The organism is Acinetobacter sp. YH12063 (assembly GCF_013419715.1).
GTDB lineage: Bacteria > Pseudomonadota > Gammaproteobacteria > Pseudomonadales > Moraxellaceae > Acinetobacter > Acinetobacter amyesii.
This window is the reverse complement of sequence record NZ_VOZO01000001.1, coordinates 204457-217127: the sequence shown is the minus strand read 5'-3', so window position 1 is coordinate 217127 and position 12671 is coordinate 204457. Positions and strand designations below refer to the sequence as shown.

General features: G+C 42.7%; 10 protein-coding genes. 3 read left to right on the top strand and 7 right to left on the bottom strand.

Going from position 1 to position 12671, the window contains the following annotated elements:
* Positions 1 to 12: 12 nt before the first annotated feature.
* The 3 genes from FTU12_RS00985 to asd all read right to left on the bottom strand — a co-directional run bounded on the left by FTU12_RS00985 (position 13) and on the right by asd (position 4085).
* A complete protein-coding gene (locus FTU12_RS00985; protein ID WP_180113564.1) occupies positions 13 to 1323 on the bottom strand; it encodes a fimbrial protein FimV in 1311 nt (436 codons plus the stop codon).
* A 75-nt stretch (positions 1324 to 1398) separates the two neighbouring features.
* Positions 1399 to 2823: a hypothetical protein gene (locus FTU12_RS00980; RefSeq protein WP_180113563.1), complete on the bottom strand. Its 1425-nt coding sequence runs from the start codon at positions 2821 to 2823 to the stop codon at positions 1399 to 1401.
* 143 nt (positions 2824 to 2966) lie between these two features.
* Positions 2967 to 4085, bottom strand: a complete 1119-nt coding sequence (asd, locus tag FTU12_RS00975) for an aspartate-semialdehyde dehydrogenase (protein ID WP_180005293.1) — start codon at positions 4083 to 4085, stop codon at positions 2967 to 2969.
* A 183-nt stretch (positions 4086 to 4268) separates the two neighbouring features.
* Here asd and FTU12_RS00970 point away from each other — a divergent pair, with 183 nt between their 5' ends.
* Positions 4269 to 5396 (top strand): endonuclease/exonuclease/phosphatase family protein, encoded by a 1128-nt coding sequence (locus FTU12_RS00970; protein ID WP_180113562.1) that lies wholly within the window; start codon positions 4269 to 4271, stop codon positions 5394 to 5396.
* A gap of 815 nt (positions 5397 to 6211) precedes the next feature.
* Here the strand turns inward: FTU12_RS00970 and FTU12_RS00965 are convergent.
* The 4 genes from FTU12_RS00965 to FTU12_RS00950 form a co-directional block, all read right to left on the bottom strand.
* Positions 6212 to 7324 (bottom strand): glycosyltransferase family 4 protein, encoded by a 1113-nt coding sequence (locus FTU12_RS00965; protein ID WP_180113561.1) that lies wholly within the window; start codon positions 7322 to 7324, stop codon positions 6212 to 6214.
* A gap of 32 nt (positions 7325 to 7356) precedes the next feature.
* Positions 7357 to 8292, bottom strand: a complete 936-nt coding sequence (locus tag FTU12_RS00960; protein ID WP_180113560.1) for a lauroyl acyltransferase — start codon at positions 8290 to 8292, stop codon at positions 7357 to 7359.
* A gap of 87 nt (positions 8293 to 8379) precedes the next feature.
* Complete coding sequence (locus FTU12_RS00955) at positions 8380 to 9141, bottom strand: 3-oxoacyl-ACP reductase (RefSeq protein ID WP_180113559.1); 762 nt, start codon at positions 9139 to 9141, stop codon at positions 8380 to 8382.
* Positions 9142 to 9327: 186 nt separating this feature from the next.
* The gene (locus tag FTU12_RS00950) at positions 9328 to 11232 is read right to left on the bottom strand and encodes an ATP-binding cassette domain-containing protein (protein WP_180113558.1); all 1905 of its coding nucleotides are present in this window, start codon (positions 11230 to 11232) and stop codon (positions 9328 to 9330) included.
* 34 nt (positions 11233 to 11266) lie between these two features.
* On the opposite strand from FTU12_RS00950, the gene FTU12_RS00945 reads away from it, so the two are divergent.
* On the top strand, positions 11267 to 11512 hold the full coding sequence (locus FTU12_RS00945) for a SlyX family protein (RefSeq protein ID WP_078189840.1): 246 nt from the start codon (positions 11267 to 11269) through the stop codon (positions 11510 to 11512).
* Positions 11513 to 11644: 132 nt separating this feature from the next.
* Positions 11645 to 12646 (top strand): hypothetical protein, encoded by a 1002-nt coding sequence (locus FTU12_RS00940; RefSeq protein WP_180113557.1) that lies wholly within the window; start codon positions 11645 to 11647, stop codon positions 12644 to 12646.
* Positions 12647 to 12671 lie beyond the last annotated feature (25 nt).

Sequence of the window (12671 nt, the reverse complement as noted above, 5' to 3'; positions counted from 1 at the left end):
AATCGCTTTTGCTTAAGATGCGATTTGATTCAGTAACTGATCTGCTTGTTGACGTTGAGCTGAAGAAAACTCAGCTTCTTTTTCAGTCAAAATTTCACGTGCAGCGTCATAAGCACCCAGTTTGATGTATTGCGCTGCCAACTCAAGATTCAATTCAATTTCATTGACTTCAACCAGTTCGGGGAAAGATTGAACCAATGGATCGTTTTGGTCTGTAGCAGATGGGGTTGAAGGTGTGCCTAAACCGCTAATGTCAAAACTCACACCACTTGAAGAAGGTGCGGCAGGTTTCTCTTCAGGCGTAGACTCTAAGTTAAACTCTGTTGCAGGAGCGACAACGGCTTCTTCTGTTTTTGCTGTTTCAAAAGCACCTAAGTCAAAGTTTAAGGTTGGAGCTTCAACTTTGTTTTCTTCTACAACTGGTGTTTCTGTTGTAAATGAAAAATCTAAAGGCTCGATTTTTTCTTCTACAGTTTCTGTTTTAGTTTCAGCCGCAGCTTCAGTGCTTGGGGCAAAGTCCATTGCAAAATCAATTGGTTTGATTTCTTCAACGGCAGGAGATGGCTGAGCAATCTCTTCGGTTTTCAGTGTTGCTTCAAGTGCAGGTTCTGGTGAAATTGAAAGCGTGTCAAATTCAAGCGGCTGTATTTTTTCAGCAGGCGCACTTTCAACTGGGGTAGAAATGTCTGCTTTTGCAGGCGTTTCAGTGGTGAAATTAAAATCTAGTGGTTTAATTTCGGCTGCTTTGGGCTCAACAGGTGCAGCAGTTGAACTTTGCATTAAAGCATCAAAATCAGAGGTATTTGGGGCTTTTGAGGGAGCCTCTTCAGTGATCGGTGATACAAAGTTAATGGCATCATCTTTCACATTTTGAGAATTTTCAAACTCTACTTTTTTTGCTTCAGCTTGTTCTAAAATTTCATCAAGTTCAAGTGAACGAATATGGCTCAGCAATTGGCTGATGGCAAATTCGTCTTTTTGTAAAATGTGAATATCTAATAGATATAGATACAACTCATGTTGTGAGTTGTCACGTTTTAATGATTGATTAATTTGCGCTTCAGCAGAAAAGAAATTACGTTCCGCAATTAATTTTTCAATTTTACCACGAGCATCGGTCGTTAACGGCGTCATTGATTTTTTTTCAATGACACTGCTTTCAACCACTTGAGTTTTCTTCGGAGTCGCTTTGGCTGAAACACCCGATTTCTTGGTTTTAGTGGATGTTGGTTTGGCTTTATCTGATTCTTGACCTTTTTGGCGTTTGTTTAAAAAAACCAATACGATCACTAAGATCACTAATGGAATCACATAAATCAGCATGTTTTAACCCCTTGGAGATAGAGCGATATACAGTTGCACTCATCCCTATAAAATCTTGATTGGTAACGTTTTAGTTTATTGGCTTCTTTTATCTGCTTGTTGAGCTTTCAACTGTTGTTGCAGTTGAGCAAGACGAGCATTTAATAATTGAATTCTGTGATCCTTTTGATTTAGCGCCAATTCTAATTGAGTTACGTTTCTCTGTAATTTAACGGTTTTTTCACGAGATGTCATAACTTTTAATGACAACTCTTTCGAAGTTTTATTCTTTTCTGCTGCACTGTTGGCAGAAGATTGTGCCGAATCTTGCGCTTTCTCTGCAACCAGACTCATTTCAGCTTGATTCAAGCGGTATTTGGTTTTGCCTGACTGCTTCGAAGGCACTTTGGCAAGTTCTGCCGCAGAGACTTTGACAGGCTGTTTTGCTTGCTGCATACCATGCAGATTTAAAGCCGCACCACGGCGCAGACGGTTTACATCGCCTTGAATGAATGCATGTTCGTTGCTGTTTTTAATCTGTTGCATGACTTCAGAAACAGGGCGGTTTTGTTCTGTCGCAATACGTGAGGCAATCCCCCAAAGGCTTTCATTCGAGCGAACCACATATTTTGCCGCTGGTGTTGCTGTCGATGCAGCCGCAGTACTTGTTGGTTTTGGTGTAGATGCTGTTTGAGCTGTCGTTGTTGGATTTTCACGTTTTTGTGCTGCCTGCTCCGCAGCAAATTTTTGTGCCAATGGGTCTTGAGATCTTGCAGTTGATGCTGTTGCAGCTTGCATTTCTGAACTGACAGAGCCGGTTGAATTGGTTTTTGTAACTTGCGAAATTGATGTTTCAGAACCTGATGAAGTACTTCCGCTATGTTGCTCCGCAGGCGTAACACTATAATTTTGCACATGCGTGACAGGTTCAATCGCAACAGGCGTTGACGTTGCTAATTGTGCTAACTTTGGCGGTTCTTTGGTACTGAGTAATAAGGGGTGTTCTGCAGCTACAGGTGCTTTTGCGGTGTAGAGGGTGCTAACAGGTAAATTTAAGGCAATTTCTTTTTCATTTACGATCAAGACAGGTGCTAAAGCACGCTCATTGGCACGGGTTTGAGTCGCATTCGACGGCGCTGGATTGCGTTTTAATGGTGTGCGAATTTGTTGCAGGCGTGAAGCATTACCTTCTTTAATATTGACAATAAAATTAAGCTCAGCATCGGTCACTGGACGCGAAGAGGTAATGGTAATTACCCCATTGCCCGCACCATCACGACGCGTGAAGAAGTTTAAATGCCCCGGTGGTTGATGCCCTGTACCCATACTCAATAAATCCTCTGCCGTGGCTAAACTTGCATTGAGCGGCACAGATGTATTTGAGTGGCGAAAATGAATCTCAGCGTACAGCAATTCCCCGGGTGCTGACTGGACTTGTACAGGATCAATGCTGATCGCTTGAATGTTTTGAGATGCAATAACGGCTAAAATGGCGATCTTTAATTTGTTATATACGGTCATCTTAATCTTTAGCTCGAATATATGTCGCATGGCGAAAATTATAGATTAGCGAGTTGTCGAAGAATTGTAAAATATTTACACGACAGTTACATAAAAAAGCCGATCAATTGTGATCGGCTTCTTGTTCAGAGACTTAAAAATGCTTAAGCATTTTTATAATCAATGAGAATTCTTAGCATACGACGTAAAGGTTCAGCAGCACCCCAAAGCAATTGGTCACCCACAGTGAATGCACCTAGGTATTCTTTACCCATGTTGAGCTTACGTAGACGACCAACTGGAACAGACAAGGTGCCAGTTACAGCAACAGGAGTCAGATCAGTCATTGAAGCTTCACGCGTATTTGGCACCACTTTAGACCAATCGTTGGCACTAGCGATGATATCTTCGATTTCATCTAGTGGCACATCTTTACGAAGTTTTAAAGTCAATGCTTGTGAGTGACAACGCATCGCACCAATACGGACACAGTGTCCATCGATTGGAACGATTTGCTGGTTGCCTAAGATCTTGTTGGTTTCAACTTGACCTTTCCATTCTTCTTTCGACTGACCGCTTTCAAGCTGTTTGTCGATATAAGGAATGAGCGAACCTGCTAAAGGCACACCGAAGTTTGCAGATGGGAAACCTTCGCCACGTTGTAACTGTGCAATTTTAGAATCGATATCTAAAATTGGTGAACGTGGGTCATCTAGCAAATCTTTGGTATTGTTGTACAAGTAGCCCATACCTGAAATCAGTTCACGCATGTTTTGCGCGCCTGCACCAGAAGCCGCTTGATACGTCATAGACGTTGCCCATTCCACTAAATTATTTTGGAATAGACCGCCTAAACCCATTAACATCAATGAAACGGTACAGTTACCGCCCACGAATGTTTTTGTGCCTTTTACTAAGCCGTCTTTGATTACGTTCATGTTTACTGGGTCAAGTACGATGATCGCTTCATCATCCATACGTAAAGTCGATGCCGCATCGATCCAGTAACCATTCCAGTTTTCAGCTTTAAGCTTAGGGAAAACTTCAGTCGTATAATCGCCACCTTGGCAGGTGATAATGACATCCATTTGCTTCAGACTATCAATGTCCGTTGCATCCATAAGTGCTGGGGCAGTCTTACCACCAAACGCAGGGGCTTCACCACCTGCATTACTGGTAGAGAAATAAAACGGTTCGAAATGAGCGAAATCGTTTTCTTCAACCATACGTTGCATAAGGACGGAACCAACCATCCCGCGCCAACCGACCAGACCTACTTTCATGTCACTTTGCCTCGGTGCGTTAAAAAATAAAAGGGGGTTCGAGTGTACCAAAAGGGCGCATAACTGCAAGCGCTACATAATGAAAACACCAATAATATTGTGCAATATATCTTGTTTATGTTACATGCAAAACTGATATAAATTTATGAATCAATAAAAAATAAAGAATATAAGGGAGGCGTGATGATTTGGATTGAAATACTGGCGGGCTTCGTCATTTGGTTGACATTTTGGTCACTGATCCCACGAGATGAATGGTGGTTTCGTGGTGCAGATTTTCCGCGGCTGCAAATCTTGGCTTTGGGTATATTTGCCTTCATGGGCTTAATTTTATGGAATGCCGAATGGGACTTGGCGCGTGAAATCATTTTAATTGGGTTGATTGCCGCCTTGGCATATCAATTGAAAATGGTTTTGCCTTATACCTTTCTGTGGAAAAAACAAGTCAAACGACTCCGATCAGACCAGTTAGATACACAAAAACAGATTTCAATCATTGTCTCCAATGTACTCACGCCGAATACTCAATATCACTTATTATTGGCACAAATACAAAAGCATCAACCTGACTTAGTACTCACGCTAGAAACCGATCAAACTTGGCAAAATGAATTGGCAGTGATTGAGGCTGATTATCCTTACCGCGTACCCGTACCTTTGGATAATTTGTATGGGATGCATTTGTATAGCAAGTTAGAACTTAGTGAAACTGAAGTCAAATTTATTCTCAGTGATGAAATTCCTTCGATCCATACCCGAGTCACCTTAGCATCAGGAAATCAGGTTCAACTGTATTGTTTACATCCCAAACCGCCAAGTCCAACAGAAGCCAAAGATTCAACTTTACGCGATGCAGAATTGCTGATTGTGGGCGATCAGATTAAAGATTTAGATGAAAGTTGCATCGTTATGGGGGACCTGAATGATGTGGCATGGTCACGTACTACACGACTCTTTCAACGAATCAGTGGGCTTTTAGACCCGCGTGTTGGACGTCATTTCGTAAATACCTTTCATGCGAATTATCCACTGCTGCGTTGGTCGCTCGACCATATTTTTCATAGTACAGATTTTGCATTGGTACATATGGAACGCTTGCCCAATATCGGTTCAGACCATTTTCCCGTCTATGTGGTGTTGCAAACAGGCAGGGTATTTGAGCAAATCCAAGAAGAATTAGAGCAAACAGATGAAGATGAACAAGAAGCGCAAGAGGCTATTCAGGAGGGTATAGAAAAAGCTGAGGAAGAGGAGAAGATTGTGACTGATGAAATCGCCCGTGATTATAAGGATGGTACGAAGGCACCTTGATTTTGTTTGATTTAAGAGAAAAGTGTAAGAAATAGCTTACACAGCTTTCGGCTTCTGACGAATGGTCAGGTCAAGTGTATTGACTTATTCTTTGTTCATCGGCACATGGAACTGGGAACGGAACATCCCACTAAGGAAGACGAAGCCGATGGAAGCATCACGGAACGGATGCAGGAAAGGAAAGCCAATAAAAAATAAAAAGAATACTTGTGAAAGCACAACCTCATAGACCCGAGTTTTGCAGGATGCAGAACTCGGGTTTTGCTTTTGTGATATACATATTTTTGCTTTTCTTTTGATCAATTTCTTTATACAGTGTGCCAAGAAAAAAGAGATGAATTTCCAATAAAAATATAGGTATGAGGCGTTCTATGCTGTCCGAATGGCACCAGAAAATATTGCAGATTACACACTTATCTACCGATGCACTTTCCATTTACCTTGGCTTAATCCTGTTCGTTTTTGTGGCCTTTTGCCACCACCGCCAATTGAAATCACATTATGCGATTTGGACCGTTGTAGTCGTCGCAGTGGGGTTGGAGTTGTTTAATGCACGGCATGATATTTTAGATAGAGGCTATTGGCGTATAGGGCAAAGTTTGCAACATATTTTGAATGTATTGTTACTGCCGCTAATCCTCTGGTTAATGGCCCGATACCGAGTATGGAAGGGTTGAATCACCATTGAGTCAATCATAATAAAAAAGGATATTGTGCACTTCACAATATCCTTTCTAGATGATGATCGAGTTGCTGAATTAAAAATATTTCCCGAGCGTTATCCTGCACAGCAAAGATCTATGGCGAGGAGTCAATTAAGCTGAATGCTGAGAGGCTACTTGTGTATACAACTCCAAAGTCTGGTCACACATCTCTTTTAAACTAAACATACTGATAGGCTGCACGTGTTGTGGTTGGTCTAAATGCAACTTTAAGGTATTGAGTAATTGTGTTTCATCATCGACAGTGACTAAACCTTGCGGATAGACATTCGATAAAATTTCAGCTACGCCACCACGGTTCCAACCGATTACAGGTGTACCTACAGACAGTGCTTCAAGTACTGTCCGTCCAAAGGTTTCCGCTTGGCTCGACAAAGATAAAACCAAATCGCTAAAAGCTAACCATTCACGGATATCTGAACGATGACCGACAAAAGTAATCCGATCACTCAGCCCTTTAGCCGCAATACTGTCTTGCATTTCTTGTAAATAAGCCGCTTTTTTCGGATCTGCACCACCGACCACCACCGCATGTACGTCGGGATACTGTGTTTGTAGCTGTTCCATTAAATGGATCAGGGTTTCATGACCTTTCAAACGGGTGATACGGCCTGGTAAGCAAATCAGACGCTTATTTTCTAGTTCAGGGAAATCTTTTAGGGTTTGATTGAGCCACTGTGCTGAGGGTTGATAACCATGTGGAAAAGCAGCGGGGTCAATGCCACGATAAATACGCACAATGTCCTTGGTAGGACAGTTTTTGTAGTTGTCCGTGATGTATTTGACAACACTATCCGAGACCGCAATGACTTTTTCAGCCTGCGTCATGATTTGACTATAGCGATTAATCGAATAAAAACCATGTACAGTTGAAATCAGGTGAGGTCGCTTGTTTGCAGGAATCCCTTTGAGGGCAAAATGCGTGAGCCACGCAGGGACACGTGAGCGCACATGCACGATGTCTGGTTGATGTTGCTCAATCAGTTTACGTAGAGGACGAATTTGCCATAAGCTTGATAAGGCTTTTTTATGGATTGCGAGCGTGAGGTGAGTTGAATCTTCAGCTTCCAATTGAGTTACCATGCGACCACCATTTGAAACCACTAAGGACTCATGACCGGCGGTCACTAAAGCACGAGCTATTTCTAAGGTTCCTCGCTCGACACCACCACTGTTCAATTCAGGTAAAAGCTGCATTACTTTCATAGCATTTCTCTTTTTTATGTGCTGAGTTGAACTCAATAGATTTTGTCATAGCCTTGTGGGCGGGTTTTAAAGCGGCGATGGAACCACATGTATTGTGTCGGTGCGATTCGTAGCTGATTTTCAATAATTTTATTGGTTCGAATAGCATCCGAAACTTCATCGTCACTCGGAAAATTGTCCAAAGCAGGTTCAATCAATACATGATATTGAGGGTTGCTGATGTCGCCGTCTCGATAAAAATACAACGGGATCGCCACGGCTTTAGCAATTTTTAATAAGCGACGATGCGCAGTAACAGTGGCTGCTGGAGTACCAAAAAATGGTGCCATGACCCCTTGTTTTAAACCAAAGTCCTGATCGGGACTGTACCAAATGGCATGGGCATTTTTCAGATTACGAATCAAGCCACGCATATCATCATGGTCGATTTGGTTGGCATAGATGGTGGCACGGCAACGCACAATCAACATATCCAACAGCGGATTATTTTGTGGACGATAAACCACATCCGGTTCAAAGAACTGTGCGCATAAATAGCCACCAGCATCGAGCAGGGTAGAATGTGTGCCGAGGAGCAAAATACCTTTGCCTTCAGCTTGTGCATTTTGAATATGCTCTAAGCCTTCAATTTGCACCCGATTTTTGAACCACTGCGGACTGTACCATGCATTTAAAGTTTCAAAAATGCCAATCATTTGGTCGATAAAAACCTGTCTTGCATTGGCCTCAACTTGTTCTGCCGTCCATTCAGGAAAGCAAACTTCCATGTTGCGAATCGTGGTTTTACGACGTGACTTAAGATTGTTAAATGCAACAGAACCGAGGAATTGCCCAAGTCGATACTGAACTGCCCATGGAAGAATCGCCAAAATCATAAGAAATACAATCCCTATCCATATTCCCCAATACTGAGGAAGTAAGAAAGACCATTGGAATTTTCCGGGTTGATATGTTGGCTTTTGACTCATAGGGCTAAATCAAAGATTAAAAAATAGGGTTCAGTTTAGCATGAAGCTGAATTGAAAGAGAAAGTTCAACCTCATGCTGCGCTAGCCTTAACCTTTGACTAAACCGCCATCGACAATCAAATTCTGCCCTGTGACCGCACGTGAGTAAGGGGACAAGAACATCATGATGGCTGCAGCAAATTCTTCAGGCGTGGTCACTGTGCGTAAAGGTGTCGATGCCGCAATTAAATCAAACACGGCATCGGGTGTGGCTTTACTGGCATCGGTGCTTTGTAATAAGCCACCTGAAAGCATATTGATGTTAATCCCAAACTCACCTAGCTCATGCGCCGCTGTGCGGGTGAAGGCCAACAGAGCTGCCTTTGCTGCAGTGTAGTCGTGGTAAGGCACGACAGGGTTTTGTACCAGGTTGGTACCAATATTGACAATGCGACCAAAACCCTGTGCTTTCATCTTGGGAAGCGCCGCTTGCGTGGTGTTGAGTGCAGCGACGACTGCGCCATCAAACTGTTGCTGTAAGTGCTGTGCAGTCAGTTCTTCCATTTTAGGACGGGCATCGCCATTAAATTGAAAATGGATGAGGGCATTATTTACGACAGAGGTGATCGCGGTACCAAAATGTGCTTCTGCTGTGGCAAAAAGCTGTTCTACTTGAGCTTTATCAGTGACATCTGCTTGATAGGCAAACACTTGCTGAGGAAATGCGGTCGCCAACTGTTCTGCCGCAGTTTGACTGGATAGATAGTTCACGACCACGCGTGCGCCTTCAGCAATTAAAGTTTGGCTAATCGCCAAACCGAGGCCACGTGCGCCTCCTGTAACCAAGACAATTTGATCTGAAATTTGCATGCTCGTGACTCAATCTAATGTTGAGCGTCACCATAGCAAGCTTTTCACATTAGCGGAATCGTCTTTACAGACGCTGTATGCTCCAATTTGAAACTGAGTCATCCGATCTAATAATTCAGTCGAGTCATATGACATAAAAAAAGCCGTATCGAAATACGGCTTTTTCTGTATGGAATATTTGTAGATTTAGCCTTTAGCGAGCGTTTCTAGCTCATCTAAACGTTCCATTTTTTCTAGCATTTCGTCATCAATTTCAGCAAGACGCTGTGATGCTTTGGTCGCAGCATCGGCGTCAGTCATAAACCAAGAACCGTTGGCTAATTTTTCAGACAATTCAGCTTGCTCTTGTTCCAATGCTTCAATTTCAGTCGGCAGTTGTTCTAGGGCACGTTGGTCTTTGTAACTGAGCTTGACTTTTTTAGGTACGGCAGCGGCAGCCGCGGCTTCGGCTTTAGCCATGGCTTTTTTTACATCGCTTTTTTGATCTACGACAGTTTGGTCAGGACGCTGTTCCAAATAGTCTTGGTAACCACCGATGTATTCATCGATTTGACCTTTACCATCAAAGACCCAAGTCGACGTCACCACGTTGTCCATAAAGGCACGGTCATGCGAAATCAGTAACAGTGTGCCTTTGTAAGCGCCGAGCATTTCTTCCAACAGTTCAAGAGTTACCATATCCAAGTCGTTGGTCGGTTCGTCCATCACGATAAGGTTCGATGGTTTCAGTAGCAGTTTCGCCAACAGAATACGGTTACGCTCACCCCCAGACAGTGCTTTAACTGGTGTACGTGCGCGTTCTGGAGAGAATAAAAAGTCTTGTAAATAACTGTAGATGTGACGACGGCTACCATTGACATCGACATGGTCTGAGCCTTCAGAGACATTATCTTTCACTGATTTTTCAAGATCAAGTGCATTTCGAAGCTGATCAAAGTAAGCAACTTCAAGCTGTGTACCTGTTTTTACTGTACCAGTATGTTCTTGCTCACCCAAAATAGCTTTGATAAGAGTGGTTTTACCCACACCGTTGTCACCGACTAAGCCGATACGGTCACCACGTAATACCAGTGCCGAGAAGTCTTTGATGATTGGTGCGCTGTTGCCAAATTGCACAGCTAAGTTTTCAATTTCAAAGATCACTTTACCTGAGCGCTGCGCATCTTGCGTTGCCATGCTCACTTTGCCTTGTTGTGAACGACGTGCTTTAGACTCTTCACGCAACGCTTTTAAGGCACGAACACGACCTTCGTTACGGGTACGACGCGCTTTAATGCCCTGACGAATCCACACTTCTTCTTCAGCGAGTTTTTTATCGAATAGCGCATTTTGCTTTTCTTCCGCTTCCATTTGCTGAGCTTTAAGTTCGAGGTAACGTGAATAGTTACCTTCATAGCTACGCAAAATGCCGCGGTCAAGTTCCACAATACGGGTTGCGATGCTATCGACAAATGAACGGTCATGCGAAATAAACAACAGGGTTAAGTTGTTTTGATCGAGTAAGAATTTTTCGAGCCATTCAATACTTTCAACGTCCAAATGGTTGGTTGGTTCGTCGAGTAGCAATACATCGGGCTGCGTTAAGAGAGCACGTGCCAATAGAACACGACGCTTACGACCACCAGACAAATCTGCAAGGTCAGCTTCTGGGTCTAGGCCCATTTTACTGAGGATAGCATTCACCTTGGTTTCAAGTGACCAGCCATCCATTTGATCCATCTGATGTTGTAGGTTACCCATGCGCTCACAGGCGTTCATATCGCCGAGTACGCAGGCTTCGCTGGCTTCATGATAAGCACGTAGAACAGTTGCAGCTTCACCAGCACCATCGGCTACAATATCAGCGACTTTGCCCGAATCCATGGGTACATCTTGCGCAAGCATTGAAATCGTAATGCCATTTTGCAATGAAACTTCACCGCCATCTGGCAATAAAGTTCCCTCAATCAGTTTAAGTAAAGTAGACTTACCTTCACCATTACGACCGATTAGACATACTCGCTCGCCACGTTCTAAACTGAAGTTCGCGCCATCGAGTAGGGAAGGTCCGCCAAATGCAAGCTGGACGTCCCTTAAAGTAATATAGGCCATAATGTTTCCTGAAATCTTATATGAGGAGTGTAAATTGACTACACAACAAAATCTTGATGAACAGGCGTCATTTTCCGCACCCATTGAAGATTTGCAAGTCCGAATTGCATTTTTAGATGATTTAGTTGACCAACTGAATGATCAAGTTGCGCGTCAAAACGCCGAAATCGCTGATTTAAAGAAACAAATGCAGATGTTGTATCGTCGTATTGAATCGGCAGATTTATCTGAAGGCATCGCGGCATTTGACCCGATGACCAACCGCCCACCGCATTATTAATGTCGATTTTGAATGACAGGCAGATGACGAATCAGCGCCAAAGCTGTGGATTGGTGTAAATTTATTTGACCTTTTGCAGCGTGACAGGTCTAATGCACCGCATCTGCTGATCGAAACCCATTATTTCATCTCATGAGTCAAAAAGTTGTCCTGCTAGATTTGGAAAATAACCTGCCCACAGCAAATCTATTGCGCAATATCATTGAACATTACAGTACTTTGTATGTGTTTAGCTGCAGCGGAAAATTTGAATATGCACTTGAAGATTTGACTGAAATTGCAGGGTGGATCGCGAGTGGCCAATTGGTGGTTTTGGATATTCCAGAAACGCCGCAAAAAGAATTTGAATATGCGGTGATTGTGGGGCAACTGATGGCCTTGATGGATCTAGATGCGCATATTGAAGTGATTTCAGCAATGCCTGATATTGAATTATTGATGGAACAATTGAACGGCTCTGGACTCAGCGCACATCTTATTCAAATTCAGACAGAACAAGAAGTTTCACATAAAGTGAAATATAAAATTCCTGACCTGGAAACCATTCGGAATAAACCTGATTTATTACTGATTAAACACTATTGTGATGGTCTGGAAAAACTCAGTGGCAAACCCAACAGTTTGGATAAACTGAAAAACTCACTAATGAATATTTTGCAAGTCTCTAGCGAAAAAGCTCAGCATTTGGTCGGTATGTTGATCAATCTAAAAATCGTCAAACGCTTTGATGAGCAGATCTCGATTCGAAAAAAAGTACTCAAACAATGGGTGCAGCTAGATTTAAATGCGACTGCTGAAACAGCATTGCCCATAAAAACAGACCTGAATGCATTTACTGCTTCACTCGAAGATCAAACCTCAAATACTGATGATACGGCGTCGATGATTCAGGCTGCACAGCAAGGCTTATTTAAAAATTTCAATAAAATTGACCCGGTGCAAATGGAAGTGATCCGAAAATTGCATGAATTAAAGTCAGATAAACCAAAAGATATCTATGCCTTACGTGATTTATTGGAGCAAATGTTCCCACAATCTGACGTTCGATTATTACTTAAAGAGTTGATCGAAAAAGGATATATCTATTGGAATGGTCACGAAGTGCTGTATAGCCACGAGATGTTCCTGAATTAATATAAAATAATTAAATGTGTGAGCT